The sequence below is a fragment of the Micromonospora sp. NPDC048887 genome (assembly GCF_040649715.1).
GTDB lineage: Bacteria > Actinomycetota > Actinomycetes > Mycobacteriales > Micromonosporaceae > Micromonospora.
Map to the genome: position 1 here is coordinate 1 of NZ_JBEZGA010000021.1, position 21,446 is coordinate 21,446.

Sequence of the window (21,446 nt, forward strand, 5' to 3'; positions counted from 1 at the left end):
TCCGCTGGGAAATCCGCGACGACATCCACGAAGCCTTCCTCAGCCTCGCCTGCGCCCTCATCTGCTGGCGCCAACTCCAACGTTAGGAGTTCTTAGGAGGTAACCGGTGTCCACCGACGCGATCGTCCTGCTCAAGGAGGACCACAAGGAGATCCGCCGTCTGTTCAAGGCCTTCCAGGAGGCCGAGGAGGGACCGGCGAGCAAGCGCGGGAAGATCGTCAAGCAGATCCTCGAAGCCCTGACGGTGCACACCTACCTGGAGAACGAGGTGATGTACCCGGAGGTCCGCAAGCTGGTGCCCGAGGTCGAGGACGACGTCCTGGAGTCGTACGAGGAGCACCACGTCGCGGACGTGCTCTGCTTCGAGCTGTTCACCATGGACGCCGACGACGAGCGGTACAACGCCAAGACGACGGTGCTGATCGAGAACGTCCTGCACCACATCGAGGAGGAGGAGCAGGAGTGGTTCCCGAAGGTCCGCGAGGCGCTCGGCCGTAACCAGCTCCAGGAGATCGGCCAGCGGATGCTGGACCTGCGCCCGAAGGCCCCGAAGACGCCGACCGCCCCCAAGGCGCTGAAGAAGTCGCTGGACGCCGTGGTCGCCTGACACCGGCACCGCGAGGCTAGCGGGACCGCCAGCTCGTACCCGATGCCGCCGGACGCGCCGGTCACCACGGCGATCGGCCGTCCGGTGCTCGGTGTGGTCATGGTCGTGTCTCCTCTCCCCGGGCCGGGCCGGGGCCGACGGGCGGCCCAACCCCGCAGCTCCCGGCCGGGCCGGTAGGATCGGCACGGGCCGTGACTGGCGCGTGGAGATGGAGCACCATCGGGGAGCGGCCTCGTCATGAGGACGCATGCCGAGCGCCTGGGCCTTCCGCACGTCATCTGGAGGTCGCATGTCGCGCAACGCCGAGTCCACCGCCTTCCGCAGCGCGCTCGAGGTCGTCCGCGGCGTCGAGCCGCGCGTGGCCGACGCCATCGCCGCGGAACTGGCCGACCAGCGCGAGTCGCTCAAGCTCATCGCCAGCGAGAACTACGCCTCCCCCGCGACGCTGCTGGCCATGGGCAACTGGTTCAGCGACAAGTACGCCGAGGGCACCGTCGGGCGCCGGTTCTACGCCGGCTGCCAGAACGTCGACACCGTCGAGGCGCTCGCCGCCGAGCACGCCCGGGAGCTGTTCGGCGCGTCCCACGCGTACGTGCAGCCGCACTCGGGCATCGACGCCAACCTGGTCGCCTTCTGGGCGATCCTGGCCGACCGGGTCGAGTCCCCCGCGCTGCGCAAGGCGCAGGCCCGGCAGGTGAACGACCTCACCGAGGCGGACTGGTTCGCGCTGCGCCGCGAGCTGGGCAACCAGCGGATGCTCGGCATGTCGCTTGATGCCGGCGGGCACCTCACCCACGGCTTCCGGCCGAACATCTCCGGCAAGATGTTCGACCAGCGCAGCTACGGCACCGACCCGGCCACCGGCCTGATCGACTACGACCGGGTGGCCGAGGCGGCCCGCGAGTTCAAGCCGCTGATCCTGGTCGCCGGTTACTCCGCGTACCCGCGGAAGGTCAACTTCCGGATCATGCGGGAGATCGCCGACTCGGTCGGCGCCACCTTCATGGTCGACATGGCCCACTTCGCCGGGCTGGTCGCCGGCAAGGTCTTCACCGGCGACTTCGACCCGGTGCCGCACGCGCACATCGTCACCACCACCACCCACAAGTCGCTGCGTGGCCCGCGCGGCGGCATGGTGCTCTGCGGCCCGGAGCTCGCCGACCAGGTCGACCGGGGCTGCCCGATGGTGCTCGGCGGGCCGCTGCCGCACGTGATGGCCGCCAAGGCCGTGGCGCTGGCCGAGGCACGCCGCCCCGACTTCGCCGACTACGCCCAGCGGATCGTGGACAACGCGCAGGCGCTCGCCGACGGGTTGCTGCGGCGCGGCGCCACGCTGGTCACCGGCGGCACCGACAACCACCTGGTGCTCATCGACGTGTCCGGGTACGGCCTGACCGGCCGGCAGGCCGAGCAGGCGCTGCTGGACTCGGGCATCGTGACCAACCGCAACTCGGTGCCGCAGGACCCGAACGGCGCCTGGTACACCTCCGGCATCCGCATCGGCACCCCGGCGCTGACCACCCGGGGCCTCGGCGCCGCCGAGATGGACGCCACCGCCGAGCTGATCCACACCGTGCTCAGCCAGACCACGCCGGGCACCGGGCCGGACGGCGCGGCGTCGAAGGCGAAGTACGTGCTGGACCCGGCCGTCGCCGAGTCCGTCGGCAAGCAGGCCGCCGACCTGCTCACGCCGTTCCCGCTCTACCCGGCGGTCGACCTGGGCTGAGCGCCCCCACCGACACGAAGCGGCGCCCCAGGAGAACGAGTCTCCCGGGGCGCCGGCGGGTCACGTGTGGTCAGCGCAGCGGGCGCTTGAGGTGGTAGCGGTGGACCTCGGTGCTGCCCTGCACGTTGTTCACGTCCTCGGCGGCAGAGACCAGTTCCCAGCCCTCCCGGCCGACCCGGTTGAGGTGGGCGATGGCGGTGTCGCCGTACGCGGTCACGTCGGTGCGTGACCCGTCCGGGCCGTACCACACGAACGAGACGTGGAAATTGCGACCCTGCCCCTGATACCGACGAACGAGCAACGCGTACTCCCAGGCAACCATTCGTCCATTATCAACAGTCGAACGGGCTCAGGAAACACGGACGGTGCCGGAAGGCTGACACTGCGGTGCCACCTGCGCTGCGATGGTGTCGGTGACCAGCGCGGCGAGCCGGTCCAGCCCGAGATCGATCGACTCCGGTGTGACAGCGCTCACCGACAGCCGCAACGCGTTCACCGGTGTGCCCGCGTCATAGAAGTGCGCCATCGGGGTCCAGAGCACGCCGTACTCGCGCGCCGAGCGGTGCAGCAGCGCGTCGTCGACGGCGAACGGCACGTTCACCACCACGAAGAACCCGCCCGCCGGGACGGTCCAGGTGACCGGGCCGCCGGCCGGGAAGCGCCGGGCCAGGCCGTCGACCAGATGCCGCAGGTTCCGGGCGTACGCGGCCCGCTCCCGCACGTTCGCGGCGACCAGCGAGCAGTCGTGCGCCAGCAGCGCGCCGCCGATCACCGCCTGGCTGATCGGTGACGTGTTCACGGTGACCATGCTCTTGATCTTGGCGAGGTGGTCGGCGAGCGGCACCACGGTGCCGTCGGTCTCGCTGACGCGCTGGTCGGCCACCACGTAGCCGACCCGCGCGCCGGGCAGCACCGTCTTGGCGAACGAGCCGAGGTAGACCACCCGGCGCGCGGTGTCCAGCGCCTTGAGCGTGGGCCGCCGCGCGGTGCCGCCGGCCGGGAACAGGCCGTACGGGTTGTCCTCGATCAGCAGCAGGTCCTCCTCGGCGGCCAGGTCCAGCAGCCGCCGCCGCTGCGCGGTGTCCATGCTGACGCCGGACGGGTTGGCGAAGTCGGGCATCACGTAGCAGCCCCGGGGCCGCAGCCCCTCCGCGCGGGCCCGGCGCACCCCGGCGCGCAGGTCGGCCAGGTCGACGCCGTCCGGCCCGCCGGCCACCGGGCGCACCGGCAGGTCGACCAGGCGGGCCGCGCCGGTGAGCCCGACGTACGTGGGCGCCACCGCGAACAGCACGTCGTCCGGCCCGGCCCGCAGCGCGCGCAGCACCAGGAACATCGCCTCCTGGCAGCCGACCGTCACCACCATCGACTCCGGGTCGACGGTGAGGCCCTCGTCCACGGCGAGGTGCCGGGCGATCAGGTGGTGCACGATGCCCTTGGTGCGGCCGTACTGCAGCAGCGTCCGGTCCACACCGGCCCGGTCCAGCCCGACGTCCTCGGTCAGGTGGCGGCGGAAACGGTCCAGGTGCGCGTGCAGCAGCGTGGAGTCGAAGAACTCCTCGTACGGCCGCCCTGCCGCCAGCGACACCGCGTCCGGGTAGTGCTGCGCCACCTCGTTGAGGAAGTTCATCGAGTTCAGCGCCGGGTCGCCGACGCTGCCGTGCAGCGCCGTGACGGTCAGGTCGACGGGTTCCACGTCAGCCTCCGATCCGGGTACGCAGCCGCCGGGCCGAGGCCGGGTCGGGGCAGCCGCTGAGGATGAGCGCGTCGCGCAGTTCCGCCGCGAGCAGCGCGAGCGCCGCCTCGGCGCCGGCCCGGCCGCCCGCCGCGAGCGCCCAGAGCAGCGGCCGGCCGAGCAGCACGCCGTCCGCGCCGAGCGCCAGCGCCCGCAGCACGTCGACGCCGCCGCGGACGCCGCTGTCCAGCAGCACCGCGCAGCGCCCGTCCACCGCGCCGACCACCTCGGGCAGCACGCTCACGCTGGCCGGGGCGGCGTCGAGCTGCCGTCCGCCGTGGTTGGAGACCACCACGGCGTCCACGCCGGCGTCCGCCGCGCGGACCGCGTCGCGCGGGTCCAGGAGGCCCTTCACGAGCAACGGCACCCGGGTACGCGCGCGCAGCCACTCCAGGTCCGCCCAGCTCAGCGCCGGGGCGAACACCGCGCCCGTGTGCACCGCCACCGCCGAGACACCCGGGGTGCCCTGGTGGGCCAGGTCGTCCCGCCCGCCGGGCAGGTTCGCGGCGGTGACGTGCGGCGGCAGCGCGAAGCCGTTGCGCGCGTCGCGCAGCCGCCGCCCCAGCACCGGCACGTCCACCGTCACCATCACCGCCGCGCAGCCGGCCGCCTCCGCCCGGTCCAGCAGGTCGGCCACCAGTGCCCGGTCGCGCAGCCAGTACAGCTGGAACCAGGCAGTCGCGCCGGTCGCCGTGATCTCCTCGATCGGCGTGCTGGACAGCGTGCTGATCACGTACGGCACGCCCGCCGTGCGCGCCGCCGCCGCAAGCGCCGGCTCGCCGCCGGGGTGCAGCAGCCGCTGGTACGCCATCGGCGCGACAGCCACCGGCAACGCGGCCCGGCCACCGGGCAGCGTCGCCTCGGTGGACGGGTCCTCGACCCCGGCGAGCATCCGGGGCAGCACCGCCACCCGGTCCAGCGCGGCCCGGTTCGCGGCCAGGGCGGTCTCGGTGCCGCTGCCGCCGTCGACGAAGTCCCACACGTCGGCCGGCAGCACGGCCCGGGCCAGCGCGGCGAACTCGGCCAGGCTGGCCGGCGGCACGAACCCGTCCGCCGGGTCGCCGGGCGGCCGCGTGTCGCGGGCCGGGTCAGCCATGGCCGTCCGAGCCCACAGCGCTCCCGGCCGCCACCGGTCCGGCCGGCTCGGGCACCGCGCCGTCCGGGCCGGTCGCCGCGTCGAGCCCGAACGAGCGGCGCAGGAAGGCGGCGGCGCGTTCCTGGGCCTCCCGGCCCGCGTCGAACACGCCGGGCATGGCGAAGAACCCGTGCACCATGCCCGGGTAGTCGACCGTCTCGGTGGGCACGCCGTCCTCGCGCAGCCGAGCCGCGTACCGCAGGCCCTCGTCGCGCAGCGGATCGTGCCCGGCGGTAATCACGAGCGCCGGGGGCAGGCCGGACAGGTCCTCGGCGAGCAGCGGCGACGCCAGCGGGTGGGCGGCGTCGCCGGGGTCGGCGAGGTAGTGGCCGCGGTACCAGCCGACCGAGTGCTTGTTGAACAGCAGCGGGTCCTCGTCGCCGGCCGGCCGGCGCCCGGGCCGCTGGTCGGTGTTCGGGTAGACGAGCAACTGGGCGGCCAGCCGGGGGCCGCCGTCGGCCCGGGCCAGCAGCGTGACCACGGCGGCCAGGTTCCCGCCCGCGCTGTCGCCGCCCACCGCCAGCCGGTCCGGGTCGACCCGGAACTCGGCCGCGTGCGCCGAGAGGTGCCGCAGCGCGGCGTGGCAGTCCTCCACCGCCGCCGGGAACGGGTGCTCCGGGGCGAGCCGGTAGCCGACAGTCACGGTCTGGGCGCCGGTGAGGTTGACCAGCCGGCGGCAGATCCCGTCGGCGGTGTCGACGCTGCCGAGGGTCCATCCACCACCGAAGAAGTAGACGAGCGTGGGCAGCGGGCCGTCACCGTCCGGCCGGTGGATCCGCACCGGCAGCGGCTCGGCCGGGCCGGGCACCGTCGTGTCGCGTACCTCGGCGACCGGTTCGACCGCGCCGGAGCCGGCACGGATCGCGGCGAGGTCGGCGGCGCGGGCCTGCTCGAGGGTCTGGGTGTAGAGCGGCACGGTGCCGGCGGCGGCCCGCGCGGCCCGCCACGCGACCACCTGTGGATCGAGTGTCATCAAGCCTCCCCGGTGGTGACGAAGAGTTTGTCGATACCGCGCAGGAACAGGCTCCCGCTGTACGTGTAGGGCTGGGTGACGGCGAGCCGGGGGAAGCGCGCGAACAGGCGCGGCAGCGCCAGCCGGCCCTCCAGCCGGGACACCGCCGAGCCGAGGCAGAAGTGCAGCCCGACGCCGAAGGCCAGCGACGACGGCCCGTCGCGGTGCGGGTCGAAGCGGTCCGGGTCGGGGAACCGGGCCGGGTCGCGGTTGGCGGCGGCGATGAGCAGCAGCACGTTGTCGTCGCGGCTGATCGGCACGCCGCCGAGGTCGACGCCGGCCGGCGCGGAGCGGGCCAGGAAGTGCACCGGGCTCTCCATCCGCAGCACCTCCTCGACGCAGCCGCTGGCCAGCGCGCCGTCGCCGGGCAGGGCGGCGGTCACGTCCGGGTGGTCAAGCAGCAGCGGCAGGCCGTTGCTGAACATGTAGACGGTGGTGACGAAACTGGCGTTGAACAGCACGATCAGGTTGCTGATCAACTCGTCCTCGGTGAGGTCGACGCCACCCGCGTCGAGCACCTCGACCAGCCCGCTGATCAGGTCGTGCCCGGGCGTACGGCGCCGGTGGGCGATCAGGTCCCGGTAGTAGACGCGCAGCTCCTCGGCGGCCTGGTTGGCCCGGGCCAGCCGCTCCGGCGTCTTGCCGGCGACGTCCATGTACTCGTCGATCCAGTCGACCCGCTGCCGGTACCACGCCAGGTCGGCCGCGGGCAGGCCGATGAACTCGGCCATCACCAGGGCCGGGACCGGGTACGCGAAGTCGGCCACGAAGTCCACCTCGTGCCCGCCCGCGCCCGCCTCGGCCATGTGGTCCAGGCGTTCGGCGACGATCCGCTCGATCACCGGCTCCAGCGCGCCGAGGCGGCGCGGGGTGAACGTCTTGGCGAACACCGCGCGCATCCGGGTGTGGTCCGGCGGGTTGACGAACATCATCGAGGTGAGGAACGTACGCAGGATCTCCTGCTCCTCCCAGCCGGGCGGGAAACCCTTGTACCAGCCGGGATCGCGCAGGATCTGGTCGACCACGTCGTACCCGCCCGCGACCGCGCTGACAGTGCTGTGCTCGGCCCGGGCCGGAACGGCGCTTATCGGCCCGTGCTCGTGCAGGGCCGTATAGAAGGGATAGGGGTTCTGCCGGCCCTGTTCACTGTAGAGCCCGGTCAGGATCTCGCTGACGTCCACTGTCTTTTCCTCCCCAGGAAACGGCGGCGGGGGCGGCGTCGTGTCGACCGCCGCCCCCGCCCGGTGTCACAGTCCGAGCAACTTCAGTGGCACGGCGTTCGCCATCGCCGCGGCACCCGTGTCGTTCGGGTGGATGTGGTCACCCGAGTCGTACGCCGGCAGCAGCCGGGTCGGCTGGGCCGGATCCCGCATCACCGCGTCGAAGTCGACGACGCCGTCGAACTCGGCCCGGCCGGGCCCGCGCAGCCAGGTGTTGACGGCCTGACGGGTGGCGTCCTTCTCCGGCGTCCACACGCCCGGCCCGCCGTTGCCCTCGTACGGCATGAGCGTGCCGGCGATGCTGGTCAGGCCGCGCGCCTGGACCTGCCGGTTGATCTGGCGCAGCGAGGCGATGATCGCCTCGGGGCTGTCGCCGTTCATCCAGATGTCGTTGATGCCCAGGTGGGTGATGACGGTCCGCACCCCGGTCTGCGGGAACACGTCCTCGTTGAGCCGGGCCAGCGCGTTCGGGCCCAGCTCGTAGTAGCCGGGGAAACCGCCCGCGCCGGGCTCGGTGCCCTCGTGGTTGAGCCGGTTGCCGGCCAGGCTGAGGTTGAGCACGCCCGGCGTACGCGGATCGGGCCGGGCGTCGATCAGCCGCTTGGCCAGGAAGTCCGGCCAGCGGCGGTCGGCGTTGACGGTGCTGCCGTTGCCGTCGCCGATGGAGTCACCCAGCACCACCACGGAGCCGGGCGTCACCTTGCGCTCCACGTCGATGCCGGACAGGAACATCCAGCAGCAGTTGGGCCGGATGGTGAAGCCGGCGCCGTCGGCAGCCGACGTGAGGTCGGTGGCGCCGATGAAGTTGGTGACCTTGGACTGGCCGTGGAACGTGACCGGCCCGGTGAGCACCGGGAAGTACAGCGTGACGACCAGGTCCTCCTGCTCGGCCACCCGGAAGTCCACCGGATCGCTGAGCAGTTCCGCGCCCTTGTTGATGGTCGCCGAGCCGCCACCGGAGAACGTCAGCTGGCGGACGCTCGCCGGGACGATGTCGGACAGGTCGTCGGGGGTGGCGGTGTTCGGCCGGGCGATCGTGGCGCGGCCGACCTGGACGGCCTGCTGGCCGTACAGGTTGGTCAGCCGCACCCGCAGGCGCGGCCCGCCGACCGAGGTCTGCACTGTCATCCGGATGCTCTGGTTGTTCAGCCCGGTCTCGGTCAGGCCCACGTTGTTCCCGCGGGTCACCGCCGCGGCCCAGGTTCCGGCCCACTCGGCGCGCCCGTGCCCGGCGCCCTCGTTCCCGGTCGGGCCGGCGCTCGCGGTGACCGCCGGGGTGGCGGCGATCAGGAGCGTGACGGCGGAAGCTATGACGTGCCATCTCTTCGGGGTCGGCATCGATCCTCCATGGTCGGCAGCCCCGGGCGTGACGCGGTCGGCGACACGGCCCGGGCGATGGACCGGAAACTAGCTTCCGGCCGTGACGAGCGTCAATCAACCTGATCGACATGATCAAATGCCCGCGGGACGGGACGCGACGACGATCGGCTCTGTCCGCCGTGGACCGCCGCTGCCTAGGCTCGGGGCTGGCGGCGGTGCGGTCGCCGACTCCGGCACCTGCCGTCATGTCCCGGCCCTGACCTGGCCGGACGCCGCTCGCGGACCATGATGGGGGCTGCCCGATGACCGACCGGCCGAACTACGTGCACGAGGCGCTGGAGCTGTTCGCCGGGTTCGGCGACCGGGAGGCGCTCGTCGGCGGCGGACGCCGCCTGAGCTACCCCCAGGTCGCCGCCGAGGTGCGCGGCCTGGCCGCCGCGCTGCGCCACCACGGGGTACGCCCCGGCGCGGCGGTGCTGGTGATGCTCGGCAACACGGTTGAGGGCCCGCTACTCCAACTGGCCCTGCACCTGCTCGGCTGCCGGAGCATGTGGGTCGCGCCGGTGACCTCGCGGCGGGAGGTGGACGAGTTCGTCGCGCTGTCCGCGCCGGAGGCGTTCGTGTACGACGCGCGCGATCCGCAGGCGGCGCAGGTCGCGGCGGGGCTGTCCGGCGTACCGCTGCTCTGCCTCGGTCCCGGCGGTGCCGGACCGGACCTGAGGGCCGAAACCGGCGAGCCGGCGGCGGAGCTGCCCGCCGGCGTGCCCGCGCCGGAGTCGTTCCTGCAGACCAGCGGCACCACCGGCACGCCGAAGCTGGTACACCACCGGGAGAGCTTCTACCGGCAGGTACTCGCCCTGGCCGCCGACTTCCGGGGCGCCGGGTTCCCGCTGCTGCGGCACCTGTCGCACTCCCCGATGTGGCTCGCCAGCGGCCAGATCACGACGCTGTTCAACCTGTTCACCGGCGGCGTGCTGTTCCTGCGCGAGCAGTGGGACCCGGCCGCGTTCATCGCCACCGTGGACGCCGAGCGGCTGACCTCCACGTTCGTCACCCCGCCGATGCTGTACGAGGTGCTCGACCACCCCGACCTGCCGGGCGCCGACTTCTCGGCGATGTTCATGTTCAACGTGGGGGCCGGGCCCGCCGCGCCGGCCCGGCTGCGCCAGGCCATCGCCCGCTTCGGCCCGTGCCTGCGCATCGTGTACGGGCTCAGCGAGGCAGTGGTCATCTGCGCGCTACCGGGGCTCACCGAGGACCCGGAGCACCCGGAACGGCTGCGGTCCTGCGGCCGCCCGTACGGCGACGTGACGGTGCAGATCCGCGACGCCGACGGGCGGGTGCTGCCGGCCGGCGAGGACGGCGAGGTGTGGGCGCGCACCAAGCTGAGCTTCGCCGGCTACCACGGACAATCCGAGCTGACCGCCGACACGCTCGTCGACGGCTGGGTCCGCACCCGCGACATCGGGCACCTCGACGCCGACGGCTACCTCTACCTGGTCGACCGGTTACAGGACCGGATCCTCACCCGGCAGCGCAGCTGGCCGATCTACTCCCGCCCGATCGAGGACGTGCTCGCCGGCCACCCCGAGGTACGCGCCGCCGCCGTCATCGGCGTACCGGACCCGGTGGCCGGGGAGCTGCCGCACGCGTACGTGGTGCCCGCGCCGGGCGCGTCGGTGACCGGCGAGGAGCTGATCGCGCTCGTGGTCCGGGAACTCAGCGAGACCTGGGCGCCCGGCGCCGTGGAGTTCGTCGACGCGCTGCCGCTCAACCGGTCGGCGAAGGTGGACAAGCGGGCGTTGCGAGCCCGGTACGCGGCCGCACACCCGGCCGGCGCCGACCCGATCGGCAGTCCGGCGTGAACCCGCGCCGGGAGTTGTACACCCTGGTCGGCGCCGACCTGCTGTCCAACCTCGGCACCCGGATCTCGGTGGTCGCCATCCCGTGGCTGGTGCTGGAGACGACCGGCAGCCCCACCAAGATGGGCCTGGTGGCGGCGGCGGAGACGCTGCCGTACATGCTGTCCAGCGCGCTGGCGACACCGTGGGCGGACCGGTTCGGGGTACGCCGTACCTCGGTGTTCGTGGACGCCGCGAGCGCCGCCGCGATGGCAGTGGTGGCGCTGGCGCCCTGGCTCGGGTTCGGCGCGTTGCTGGTGCTGGTGGCGGTCGCCGGCGGGCTGCGCGGCATCGGCGACCGGGTCAAGCACGTGCTGTTCAAACCGGCCGCCGAGCGGGCCGGGGTGCCACTGATCCGGCTCACCAGCGCCTACGACGGCCTGGCCCGGGGCATGACGCTGTTCGGCGCGGTGCTCGGCGGGCTGCTCATCGACTGGGTCGGGCTGACCCGGGCCATCTGGATCGACGCGGCCACGTTCGCGGTCTGCGCGCTGCTGATCGGCGTGCTGGTCCGGCCGCCCGCACCGGCCGAGCCCGCGCCCCGGGAGCCGTACCTGCGGGCGCTGCGCGGCGGCTTCGCGTACCTGCGCACCGACCGGACGTTGATGACGATGCTGCTTGTGGTGTCGGTGTCGAACATGTTCGCCAACGCCAGCGTCGCGGTCTGGATCCCGCTCTGGGTCAGCCAGGTGCTCGGCGACCCGGCCGGGTTCGGCCTGCTGTTGGGCGTCTTCTCGGCCGGCGCGCTGCTGGGCAACCTGCTGTTCACCATGCTCGGCACGCGGCTGCCCGCCGGGACGACGTTCGCGCTGGGGCTGACGCTCAGCGGCGCGCCCCGGCTGCTCGCGCTGGCGCTCAGCGACGACCTGGTCGTGGTGCTCGTGGTGACGTTCCTGTCCGGCATCGGCATCGCGGCGGTGAACCCGCTGCTCGGCGCGGCGCTCTACCAGCGGGTGCCGGGCGAGTTGCAGACCCGGGTGCTGGGCATCTCCGGATCGGTGGCGTTCCTCGGCCTGCCGGTGGGCGCGCTGCTCGGCGGCTGGTCGGTGGCGCTGCTCGACCTGACCCCGGCGCTGCTGGTGATGTCGGTGGTCTGCCTGGTGCTCACGGTGGGACCGCTGCTGCTGACCCGCGCGTCCCGGCGCCCGGCCGTGGAACCGGCCACTCCCACGCCGGTCTGAGCCCGCCGGTCGGGGCCCGCCGGTCGCGAGCCTGCCGGTCGCGGGTCGCGGCGTCGGGGGGCGGCGGTAGGGTCTGGGCCATGGCGACCTGGGACGACGTGCGGCGCATCGCGCTGGCCCTGCCGGAGACCACCGAGCGCGGCTCGCACGACGACCTGCCCGCCTGGCGGGTGCACGACCGCGCCCCGAAGCGGCTCGCCACGGCACACCGGGCCGGCGCCGCATGAGCCGCACGGTGGACGCGATCGTGTTCGACATGGACGGCACGCTCGTCGAGTCGCACGCGGTGGTGCCCGCGGCCTACCGGGCGGCCGTGCGGGCCGGCGGCGGCCCGTCGTACACCGACGCGGAGGTCATCGCCGGCTACTCGCTCGGCTCGCCGGCGGACCTGCTGACCCACCTGCTGCGGCGGCCGGCCTCCGGCGAGGACCTGGACCGCTACCACACCGAACTGGCCGCGCTGGCCGGGCGGGTGCGCGTCTACCCCGGCATCGCCGACACGCTCGCCGAGATCGCCGCCCGGGTGCCGGTGGGCGTGTTCACCGGCGCGAGCCACCGGGCCGCCGAGATCCTGCTCGACCGGGCGGGCCTGCGCGGCCACTTCGGGGTCGTACTCGGCGGCGACCAGGTCGACCGCCCCAAACCGGCGCCCGACGGCGTGGAGGTGGCCTGCCGCCGGCTCGGCGTGCCACCCGGCCGCGCCGCGTACGTGGGCGACTCACCGCTGGACGTCCGCGCCGCCCGGCACAGCGGCGCGATCGCGGTCGCCGCCGCCTGGGGCCACCAGTACGACAGCGCCGAGCCGGCCGACCTCAGCCTGAGCCGGCCCGGGGAGCTGCTGGCCCTGCTGCCCTGATCCCCTTTCCCCGCTCACCCGGCTCGGCTAGCCTGCCGGGCATGCCATCGACGTTGACCGAGGCGACCGACCCGTGGTGCCTGCGACCGGGAGAGGCCGCCGAGCTGCTGCGCGGGCACCGGTGGCGGCGGTTCGTGGTGCTGGGTGACAGTGTCGCGGAAGGGCTGTGCGAGCCGGCCGACGGCTATCCGGATCTCCAGTGGGCCGACCGGGTCGCCGTCGAGCTGCGCGCGATCCGGCCGGAGCTGGCCTACCTGAACCTGGGCCGGCGCGGGCTGCGCGCGCACGAGGTCCGGGCGACCCAGCTCGCCGACGCGCTGGCCTTCGAGCCGGACCTGGCCCTCGTGGTGTGCGGCGGCAACGACGCGTTCCGGTCCGCCTACGACCCGGACGCGGTCGACGCCGAGCTCACCGCCATGATCACCGCCCTACGGGAGGCGGGGGCGGACGTGATCACGGTGGGCATGTTCGACGTGTCGCACAGCCCGGCGGTGCCGGACGCGCTACGCGCGGGCCTGGGCGAGCGGATGCGCCGGCTGGCCCGGCACACGAGGGCGGTGGGCGAGCGGCTGGGCACGCTGCACGTCCACCTCACCGACCATCCACTGGTGGCCGACCCGTCGCTGTACAGCAGCGACGGCCGGCACGGCAGCGCCCGCAGCGACGCCGTCGCCACCGCCGAGACGCTGCGCGTCCTGGCCCGCCGCGACACGTCCGGCTCCCCGGAGAGGAACCCCGCGCCGACGCCGGGGCGCGGCGCGGCGCGTGGCGTCTGATCCCGCCACCGCCGTTCACATCGAGGCAGTTCGATGACACGGTCCGGGCCGGTGAACAGTTTCCGGGAGGCCGCGGTGCCGTTCCGGTCCGTGCCCGCGGAGCGCGCTCTCGCTACAGCGTCAACTGAGATCAAACGGCTCGGCCTCACGGCGCGGACGGAGGTGCTCGGCCCGGCCGAGTCGCCCACCATGCGCGTCACGCTGTTCCAGGGCGGGGCACGGGTCGCCGTGGGTGCGGGAAAGGGAGCGGGTCCCCAGGGCGCGGCGAGCGCGCACTTCGAGGCCCTGGAACGCCACCTCATGTCTGCCCGGGACAACCGCCGATGGACGGCGGACGCCACGAGGCTGCTGCCGGCGAGCATCGTGGCCGGACAGTCCGCCCTGGATTCGGATCTGGTCGTACAGCGGTGGGCGACGGAGTTTCCGGACTCCGTCGCGGCATGTGCCTCGTACGGCGGGGTCCGTTATCCCACCTTCCTCACGGACCCGCGCTACTACCGGTGGTCGGTGGCGGGTGACGACGTCCGGCCGTACCGCAGCCTCCTGCGATACTCGTCCAGCCTGGGCACAGCGGCCGGCGTCGACGTGGCGGAGGCCGTCTATCACGGCCTCTGCGAGCTGATCGAACACGACGGGCTCGGGCAGGCGCTGCTCCGGTGGTACGTCGCCGGAGTGCCGGACGTCGACCTCGTGCCGGCCGGGGACCTGCCGGACCAGCTGCGCGCACTGCACGCGCAGGCCGTACGGGCGGCCGGCGCACCCGTACATCTGCTCGACGTCACGACCGACCTGGACGTGCCGGTGTACCTGGCAGTCAGCCCGGCGGCCGGCGGTGAGCCGACCCGGCTCGGGGCCGGCGCATCGCTCTGGGCCACCGACGCCGCGTCGCGTGCCCTCGGCGAGCTGATCCAAGTCTGTGCGCTCTCCTCACCGGCCCCCGGCTCGCCCGCGGTCCAGCGTCTGGCGGCCTGGCCCGCACTGCGACGATGTGCCCTGATGCCACTCGACGGGCTGCTCTCCGGGCCGGTGCGCGCGGTGCCGCTACGCGCGGACGTAGCCGGCGACGGCAGCCCGGGTTGGGGGCTGGAGCACGTCCGGCGGGCTCTGGCCCGTCGAGGCGTCGACCACCACGTGTGCGAGGTCACGGCGGTCGGCTCACCGATCGTGGTGGCCACCACGATCGCCCCGGGGCTGGAACGCTTCAGCCTGGTGCGACACGGGGTGCCCGTCGTCCCGACCGGACGGGGATGGCACTTGTGGCCGTCACCGGACCGGGCGATCATCACCTGACCACATCCAGTCCAAACGATATGAGGACACATGTCTACTGAGGAGAACGGCTTCGCCCCCGGTGGTGGCAGCCTCTGCTTCCACCCGGGTGACGACGTCGAAGAGCCGATGGCTCAGGATCTCGGCATCGGCCCCGGTGGCGGCACCCTCTGCTTCCACCCCGGCGACGAGGAAGGCGCGTCGACGCTTCGCCTCGCCGACGATCTGGCAGCGGACCTGCACCTCGCGCTGACCAGCATCGACGACCGCCACCTCGCCGTGCTGGCCTGAAGGAGGTCGTGACGCGGCTCGTAGAGACAGCCGGCGTCGACGGGAGTCGGCTGTTTCACCGTGACTTCTCCCTCTGGTACCTCGCCCGGTCGATCTCCGTCGCCGGGACCGCCGCCAGCGCCGTCGCGCTGCCGCTACTCGTCTACCGGACGAGCGCGTCCCCGACGCTGACCGCGGCGGTGGTCGGGCTCGAAGCCCTGCCGTACCTGCTGTTCGGGCTCTTCGCCGGGGCCGCCGCCGACCGCCTGCGACGTAAGCGCATGATGATCATCGCAGACGTGTGCTGCGCACTGCTGATCGCCACCGTGCCGGTCGCCGCGTTGTTCGATGTGCTCGCCCCCTGGTACCTGCTCGTCGTGGCGTTCGGCGTGGGTTGCGGTTTCTGCTGGTTCGACGCGGCGGCGTGGGGCGCCTTCGTGCGCATCGTCGGCAAGGCGGGGATCACCCGGGCGAACAGCCTCATCTGGTCCACCGAGATCGTGCTGGAGATCGCCGCGCCCGCCGCCGCGGGACTACTTGCCGCTGTCGCCGACCCCACCCTGGTGCTGGCCGTCGACGCCGTCACCTATCTGGTGTCCGCCGCGCTGCTCGCCCAGATCCGCGCCGGGTTGGACCCGGGGCCGACGGGAGCCCGCCGGGTGCGGGCCGAGATCGCCGAAGGACTGCGCCACCTCTGGCGGACGCGGGTCCTGCGGACGTTGACCGCTGCCGGTTTCGGGCTCAACGTCGCCGCCGGCGGCGTGCTGGGCCTGCTCGTCGTCCACGCCGACGAGGTGCTCGATCTGAGCCCGGAGGACCAGCGCCTGGGTCTGCTCTTCACTGCCGCCGCGGTCGGCTCACTGGTGGCCGCCGTCGTCCTGCCCAGGGCCAGCCGGTGGGCCGGCCAGGGGACGGTGTCCATCACGGGGCTCGTCATCTTCGTCGCGGCCCTCATCGGCCTGGCCGGCACGTCGGTGTTCGCCCTGGCGTTGGCGTGGTGGACGATCTGGGCCGTGGCGCGCCTGACCGTGAACGCGAACGGCATCACCGTGCGCCAACTCCTCACACCAGATGCGCTGCAGGGCCGCGTCAACACCACCGGGCGCATGCTGGCCTGGGGCGGCACTCCGTTCGGCGCCCTGATCGGAGGGCTGGCCGCAGACACCGTCGGGGTCCGGGTGGCGTACCTGATGCTGGCCGTGCCCGTCGTGCTCAGCCTCGCCCTGGTCATCACCTCACCGGTGCGCGGCCTGCGCATCACGGCCGACTAACCACGCACCCCGCACCCCTGCCCCGCCCTTTCCTCCCCCGGGCCTGCCCTGCCCGACGATCCGCCCGTCGATCAAGGAGTTTGTGTCAACGGCAGGCCCTGGTGAGGACACAAACTCCTTGATCAACGCGCCCAAGGGGCGGGGGTCAGTCGGTTAGGAGGATGCCGGTCAGGAGGACGCCTCGGGCCAGGTTGAGGACCTCGTCGCAACCCGGGTAGCCGACCCGGGCCAGCGCGCCGGATCCGGTGCGGTCGAACAGGTACGGCGCGAGGCTGTACGGGACGTCGGCGGTGACCGTCTCACCGGTCTCGATCTGCACGAAGTCCATCGCCACCCGGTCCGCCTCGTGGTAGCGCTGCAGGATGTTGCCGCCCTCGGCGATCGCGGCGCGCACCCCGTCCGCCCATGCCACCGGCTTCATCTCCCGGCCGATCAGCACCCCGTGCCCGGCCGATCCGCCGGCCGGCTTGGCGACCAGGTCGGCCTGCTCGGCGAGCGCCCGGTCGAGCTGGTCGGCGGTGAGCGCCACGGTGTGCGGCACGTACCGGCGGATCAGCGTCCGGTCGTCCTCCGGCAACAGGTCCAGGTCTTCCCAGAGCCAGGCGTAGTTCAGCTTGTTGCTGAGCAGCCAGGCGGCGCTGCTGACGAACATCGGCAGCGTGCCGGCGGCGAGCGCCCCGGACACCGCGTCCAGGCCGGCGCTGGGGGTGACCCGGTTGGGCACGAACAGCCGGAACAGGGCGTCCACCGGGGCACCGCCGACGACCAGCCGGTTCCGCGCGTCCAGCGTGGCGGTGGCGACCGGGGCGATGACCAGGTCGATGCCGAACGGCCGGGCCTGGTCGATCAGCGGGGACAGGATCCGGATGAACGTCTCCGGGTCGTCCAGCCCCGGGTAGTCGGCGTCGAAGTCCATCAGCAGCGCCACCCGGGCGCCGTCGGGCAGGCCGAGCGTGTCCCGGATGGCCACGAACCGCTGATCCAGCAGGGACGGCGCGGGCCGCGCGCCGTCGAGCAGGTCATGGGTACGGTAGAGCTCGGCGTACCGCTGGATCACTGTGTCGGCGTCGAAGCCGCCGCCGAGGCTGCTGTCGATGTTGTACTCCACGATGCACGGCACGCCGCCGGAGAACAGCACGTCCGGCCGGTACGCGGCGAGCAGCCCCTCGTGCAGCTCCTCGTCCGGGTCGAGCAGCCGGGTCTCCCCGTCCGGCACGTCGAGCAGCAGGCGCAGCTCACCAGCGGTACGGGCGCGGCGCCGGCAGGCTTCCAGGATGAGCTGCGCGATGCGGTCGCAGACCTCGTTCAGCTCGCGGAACGCGTCGGCGGTGAACACGGGCGGGCGGGCCAGCCGCCACTGCTTGTTGTACGTGGCCCGGCCGTGGAAGACCTTCTCCCACGCCGCGGCGCCGGTGGCCACCATCGCGGTACGGGTGGACTCGGGCAGGTCGGTCCACGCCTGGCCGAGCGGCGGCCACGTGTAGTTCGGGTCCATCGTTCATCCGTCCTTGAGGGTCAGTTGGATGGCGGCGGTGAGCTGGTCGCGGCCGGGTTGCACGGCCCGGTCCAGGGCCGGCGCGAACGGCAGCACCGCGCCGTCGGGGCGGGTGACCCGCCGGGGTGGCGCGGCCAGCCGGACCCGCTCGACCACCGTGGCGATGATCTCCCCGGCGATGCCGCAGGAGCGGTTGCCGTCGTCGACGACCACCAGCCGCCCGGTGCGGCTCACCGACTCGACCAGCCCGTCCCAGTCGAACGGGTAGATCGTGCGGGGGTCGAAGACCTCCACCGACGCCTCGTCGGCCAGGTCCTCGGCGACGGCGAGCGCGTCGTGCACCAGGTGCCCGACCGCCACCACTGTCACGTCGGTGCCGGCGCGGCGGACGATCCCCCGGCCCAGCGGCACCGGCGCCGGGTCGGTGACGTCGGCGCGCAGGTCGAGGGCGCCCGCCGGGGCGAAGACCACCACCGGGTCGTCGCAGCGGATCGCGGACACCAGCAGGCCGTACGCGTCGGCCGGGGTGGCCGGTACGACTGTTGTCACGCCGACGTGGGCGAACAGCGCGTACGGGTGGTCGGAGTGCTGCCCGGCCCAGCCGGTGCGGGAACCGGAGCCGGGCACCACGTAGGTGACCGGCACCGCGCACTGGCCGCCGGTCATCAGCGGGAACTTGTGCGCGTGGTTGACGATCTGCTCGAAGACCAGGAACAGCAGCGACGGGATCTGGAACTCCACCACCGGGCGGGCCCCGGCCAGCGCCGCGCCGGTGGCGAAGCTGGTGAACGCCTGCTCGGACAGCGGTGTGTCGCGGACGCGTTCCGGGCCGAACTTCTTCAGCAGGCCGGTGGTGACGTTCGCGGCGGCCACCCGGATGTCCTCACCGAGCACCACCACCGAGTCGTCGCGGGTCATCTCGTCGGCGAGCGCCCGGGTGAGCGCCCTGCGGTAGGAGAGCCGAGGCATCAGCCACCTCCGGTCCGGGCGGTGAGCCCGCTGGCGTACAGATGGTCCAGTGCGGTCGCCGGGTCGGGGTGCGGCCCGGCGAGCGCGTAGTCGACTGCGGCGTCCAGCTCCGCCTCGACCGCGGCGTCCACCTCGGCCCGTACCGCCGGGTCCAGCCGCGCTCCGGCGATGTCCACCGGATCGCGGGACCGGCCCTCGGCCACCTCCTCCGGCGGCCGGTAGTCGAGGCGTACCTGATGTTCGAAGGTGTGGTGGGCGTCGAAGCGGTAGGTGCGGGCCTCGACCAGCTCGGGGCCGCCGCCGGCGCGCATCCGCGCGACGGCGGCGGCGGTGACCTCGCGTACCGCCTCCGGGTCCTGCCCGTCGACGGCGGCCGCCGGCATGCCGAACGCGGCGGCCCGCCCGGCGATGGTGCCGGCGACCGCCCCCTCGACCGGCATCGTGGTGGCGTAGCCGTTGTTCTCGCAGACGAACAGCACCGGCACCCGCCAGAGCGCGGCCAGGTTGAACGCCTCCAGGAGCATGCCCTCGTTGACGGCGCCGTCACCGAAGAAGGTGGCGCCGACGATGTCGGCGCCGCGCCGCCGGCGCTCCCACACCGCTCCGGTGAGGATCGCGCCGGCGGCTCCGACGATGGCATTGGCGCCCAGGACGCCGACGCCGAAGTCGGCGGCGTGCATCGACCCGCCCCGGCCCCGGTTGAGCCCGGTGACCCGGCCGCACAGCTCGGCCAGCATCCGGGCCGGGTCGGCGCCCTTCGCGAGCACGTGCCCGTGCCCGCGGTGGGTGCCGGTGACCAGGTCCTGCGCGGCGAGTGCCGCGCAGACGCCGGCGGCGATCCCCTCCTGACCGAGGTACGGGTGGATGCCGCCGACGATCTCCCCGGCGCGGACCAGCTCGATCGCGCGCTCCTCGAAGCGGCGGATCAGCCGGACCGTCCGGTAGAGCCGGAGCGGGTCGGAGCCGGTCACGCCGGACGGCCCTCCTTGACGGCGGCGAGGATGTCGTCCCAGAGGCGGGCGCGGGCGGCCAGCGCGGCGTTCACCGTGTCGGCGCACTCCTGCCACTTGGTGTCGTCGTCGCCGCACAGGTCGGCGAGCATCTGCATGGCCATCGGGGTGTGCTGCTCGCCGTCGACCTCGATGTGGCGCTCCAGGTAGTCGACGAACTTGTTGAGCCTGTTGCTGCGCTCGTTGACGGCGACGACCTGGGTGAACATCTCCGGGATCAGGTCCTCGCGGCCGAACGCGAACGCCGCCGCCTGGCAGTGCACCGGGGTGGTCTCGATGATCCGCCAGGTGGTGCCGGCGAACGCCGCCGAGGCCGCGGGGACGCCCGCCGCGCCGAGCGCCTCGGTGACCGGCGTGCCGTCGCGCAGCAGGTCGACGAGCTTGTTCACGGCCGCGGTGTCGGCGCCGGCCTCGGTCATGCCCTGCACGTACAGCTCGAAGTGGCTGATGTAGCCCTCGCCCAGCTCGTCGCTCTCCTCGACCATGACGATGTCGTTGATCAGGCGGCGGCTGCCGGTCGGGCCGGTCGGGATCCACGGCACCGTCACGCAGGTGAGCTGCCGCTGCAACGACTTCAGCAGCGACATGAAGTCCCACACCGCGAAGACGTGGTGCTCCATGAACGTGACGAGCGCGTCGTGGGTGTCCAGGTTGGCGTAGAGGGGGTGCTTGACCACCACGTCGCGGCGCTCGGTCACCGCCCGCTCCAGCCGCTCGATGCCCGGGTGCGTCTTACCCCAGTCGTACCGTGACATTGTCAGCCTCCCTGCTGGGCGCGGTCGCGCCAGATGACCGGGCAGTAATCGGGGTCCGCGTAGTCCGGCCGGCCCTCGTGGTTGCGGCGGACCAGCACGTCGTGGTTGTACGCGGCGAGCGTGCCGTCGGAGAGCGGATACTCCCGCCAGGCGTTGTCGCCGTCCTGCAGGTGCAGCGAGACGGCCCGGCGGGGCCGCCCGCTGACGTTCGCACCGCTGCCGTGGTAGATGCGGCAGTGGTGGAAGCTCATGTGTCCCTTCGGGATCACCATGGGGATCTTGCGGATCTGGGCGCCGTTGTACGCGGCGTTCTCGGCCAGCATCGCTTCGAGCTGGTCGCGGTCCCGGTCGGCGAAGTGCCGCACCACCGTGTCGTCGGCGCCGATCTCCCGCCAGCGGTGGGAGCCGTCGACCATGGTGATGGTGCCCATCTCCTCGCCGCAGTCGTGGAACGGGATGAACGCGGTGAGCATGTTCTCCGACGACGAGGACGCCCAGTAGTGCTTGTCGAAGTGCCACGGCACGATGTTCGACGGCTCGCCGGCGATCGGCGGCTTCCAGATCAGCGTGGACTGGAAGATCCGGATCTCGGCGGCCCGGGCCAGCCGGGCGGCCACCGCGCCGATCAGCGGCTTGCGCAGGATGCGGGCGATGCCGTCGTGCTCGTGGTGGACGTAGTCGTTGTGCCGCTGCACGTCACCCCGGGACGGCTCCCAGTAGGCCAGCTTCGGCGGCCGTGCCGGCAGCAACCTGTCGCGTTCCCCCGCGTAGTAGCTGTCGGTGGCGGCGACCAGCTCGTCCACCTCGTCGTCGGTGAGCAGCTTCTTCGACAGGTACCAGCCGTGCTCGGCGTAGTGCCGGACGTCCTCGTCGGAGGGCAGCAGCGCCTCCTCCTCGGCGGTCAGTCCGGGATCGATGGTGGTCATGCCGAGCCGACCGGG

At 73.0% G+C, this 21,446-nt stretch carries 21 protein-coding genes and 1 riboswitch; of the genes, 10 read left to right on the forward strand and 11 right to left on the reverse strand.

Annotation, left to right across the window (positions count from 1 at the left end):
* Positions 1-106: 106 nt before the first annotated feature.
* Together AB0C17_RS25510 and AB0C17_RS25515 are read left to right on the forward strand one after the other, a co-directional pair.
* A complete protein-coding gene (locus AB0C17_RS25510; RefSeq protein ID WP_357387693.1) occupies positions 107-607 on the forward strand; it encodes a hemerythrin domain-containing protein in 501 nt (166 codons plus the stop codon).
* 181 nt (positions 608-788) lie between these two features.
* Positions 789-878, forward strand: a riboswitch (ZMP/ZTP riboswitch).
* An 18-nt stretch (positions 879-896) separates the two neighbouring features.
* Complete coding sequence (locus tag AB0C17_RS25515) at positions 897-2,333, forward strand: glycine hydroxymethyltransferase (protein ID WP_357387695.1); 1,437 nt, start codon at positions 897-899, stop codon at positions 2,331-2,333.
* Positions 2,334-2,403: 70 nt separating this feature from the next.
* Here the strand turns inward: AB0C17_RS25515 and AB0C17_RS25520 are convergent, their stop codons facing one another.
* From AB0C17_RS25520 to AB0C17_RS25545, 6 genes are all read right to left on the reverse strand, one after another.
* On the reverse strand, positions 2,404-2,655 hold the full coding sequence (locus tag AB0C17_RS25520; RefSeq protein ID WP_013286617.1) for a hypothetical protein: 252 nt from the start codon (positions 2,653-2,655) through the stop codon (positions 2,404-2,406).
* A gap of 27 nt (positions 2,656-2,682) precedes the next feature.
* Positions 2,683-4,026 (reverse strand): PLP-dependent aminotransferase family protein, encoded by a 1,344-nt coding sequence (locus AB0C17_RS25525; RefSeq protein ID WP_357480778.1) that lies wholly within the window; start codon positions 4,024-4,026, stop codon positions 2,683-2,685.
* A gap of 1 nt (position 4,027) precedes the next feature.
* Positions 4,028-5,161 carry an alpha-hydroxy acid oxidase gene (locus AB0C17_RS25530; RefSeq protein WP_357480781.1) on the reverse strand — a complete coding sequence of 378 codons (1,134 nt, stop codon included), beginning with the start codon at positions 5,159-5,161 and terminating at the stop codon, positions 4,028-4,030.
* A complete protein-coding gene (locus AB0C17_RS25535) occupies positions 5,154-6,173 on the reverse strand; it encodes an alpha/beta hydrolase (RefSeq protein ID WP_357480784.1) in 1,020 nt (339 codons plus the stop codon). Before AB0C17_RS25535 ends, AB0C17_RS25530 begins: the two co-directional genes overlap by 8 nt.
* A complete protein-coding gene (locus AB0C17_RS25540) occupies positions 6,173-7,393 on the reverse strand; it encodes a cytochrome P450 (RefSeq protein ID WP_357480787.1) in 1,221 nt (406 codons plus the stop codon). The genes AB0C17_RS25535 and AB0C17_RS25540 overlap by 1 nt, the downstream gene beginning before the upstream one ends.
* 66 nt (positions 7,394-7,459) lie before the next feature.
* The gene (locus tag AB0C17_RS25545; RefSeq protein ID WP_357387839.1) at positions 7,460-8,743 is read right to left on the reverse strand and encodes an SGNH/GDSL hydrolase family protein; all 1,284 of its coding nucleotides are present in this window, start codon (positions 8,741-8,743) and stop codon (positions 7,460-7,462) included.
* Between the two features lie 311 nt (positions 8,744-9,054).
* On the opposite strand from AB0C17_RS25545, the gene AB0C17_RS25550 reads away from it, so the two are divergent.
* The 8 genes from AB0C17_RS25550 to AB0C17_RS25585 all read left to right on the forward strand — a co-directional run bounded on the left by AB0C17_RS25550 (position 9,055) and on the right by AB0C17_RS25585 (position 16,276).
* Positions 9,055-10,617: an AMP-binding protein gene (locus AB0C17_RS25550; protein ID WP_357387705.1), complete on the forward strand. Its 1,563-nt coding sequence runs from the start codon at positions 9,055-9,057 to the stop codon at positions 10,615-10,617.
* Entirely contained in the window at positions 10,614-11,834 is a 1,221-nt protein-coding gene (locus AB0C17_RS25555; protein WP_357473684.1) for an MFS transporter, read from the forward strand. Before AB0C17_RS25550 ends, AB0C17_RS25555 begins: the two co-directional genes overlap by 4 nt.
* Before the next feature lie 80 nt (positions 11,835-11,914).
* Complete coding sequence (locus AB0C17_RS25560; protein ID WP_357387709.1) at positions 11,915-12,061, forward strand: hypothetical protein; 147 nt, start codon at positions 11,915-11,917, stop codon at positions 12,059-12,061.
* Entirely contained in the window at positions 12,058-12,690 is a 633-nt protein-coding gene (locus tag AB0C17_RS25565; RefSeq protein ID WP_357387711.1) for an HAD family hydrolase, read from the forward strand. Before AB0C17_RS25560 ends, AB0C17_RS25565 begins: the two co-directional genes overlap by 4 nt.
* Positions 12,691-12,731: 41 nt before the next feature.
* Positions 12,732-13,466, forward strand: coding sequence for an SGNH/GDSL hydrolase family protein (locus AB0C17_RS25570; protein ID WP_357480790.1), 735 nt, complete (start codon positions 12,732-12,734; stop codon positions 13,464-13,466).
* Between the two features lie 51 nt (positions 13,467-13,517).
* Complete coding sequence (locus AB0C17_RS25575; RefSeq protein ID WP_357480793.1) at positions 13,518-14,756, forward strand: YcaO-like family protein; 1,239 nt, start codon at positions 13,518-13,520, stop codon at positions 14,754-14,756.
* A 30-nt stretch (positions 14,757-14,786) separates the two neighbouring features.
* Positions 14,787-15,026, forward strand: coding sequence for a hypothetical protein (locus tag AB0C17_RS25580; protein ID WP_357387717.1), 240 nt, complete (start codon positions 14,787-14,789; stop codon positions 15,024-15,026).
* A gap of 8 nt (positions 15,027-15,034) precedes the next feature.
* Positions 15,035-16,276: an MFS transporter gene (locus AB0C17_RS25585; RefSeq protein ID WP_357387719.1), complete on the forward strand. Its 1,242-nt coding sequence runs from the start codon at positions 15,035-15,037 to the stop codon at positions 16,274-16,276.
* Positions 16,277-16,421: 145 nt separating this feature from the next.
* On the opposite strand, the gene AB0C17_RS25590 is transcribed toward AB0C17_RS25585, so the two are convergent.
* The 5 genes from AB0C17_RS25590 to AB0C17_RS25610 are packed head-to-tail and all read right to left on the reverse strand — an operon-like array spanning position 16,422 to position 21,431.
* Entirely contained in the window at positions 16,422-17,771 is a 1,350-nt protein-coding gene (locus AB0C17_RS25590) for a hypothetical protein (RefSeq protein WP_357480796.1), read from the reverse strand.
* A gap of 3 nt (positions 17,772-17,774) precedes the next feature.
* Positions 17,775-18,740 (reverse strand): transketolase C-terminal domain-containing protein, encoded by a 966-nt coding sequence (locus AB0C17_RS25595; protein WP_357387723.1) that lies wholly within the window; start codon positions 18,738-18,740, stop codon positions 17,775-17,777.
* Positions 18,740-19,711 carry a thiamine pyrophosphate-dependent dehydrogenase E1 component subunit alpha gene (locus AB0C17_RS25600; RefSeq protein WP_357387725.1) on the reverse strand — a complete coding sequence of 324 codons (972 nt, stop codon included), beginning with the start codon at positions 19,709-19,711 and terminating at the stop codon, positions 18,740-18,742. The genes AB0C17_RS25595 and AB0C17_RS25600 overlap by 1 nt, the downstream gene beginning before the upstream one ends.
* A complete protein-coding gene (locus AB0C17_RS25605) occupies positions 19,708-20,505 on the reverse strand; it encodes a DUF3050 domain-containing protein (protein WP_357473705.1) in 798 nt (265 codons plus the stop codon). The genes AB0C17_RS25600 and AB0C17_RS25605 overlap by 4 nt, the downstream gene beginning before the upstream one ends.
* A gap of 2 nt (positions 20,506-20,507) precedes the next feature.
* A complete protein-coding gene (locus tag AB0C17_RS25610) occupies positions 20,508-21,431 on the reverse strand; it encodes a phytanoyl-CoA dioxygenase family protein (RefSeq protein ID WP_357473844.1) in 924 nt (307 codons plus the stop codon).
* Positions 21,432-21,446: the final 15 nt, after the last annotated feature.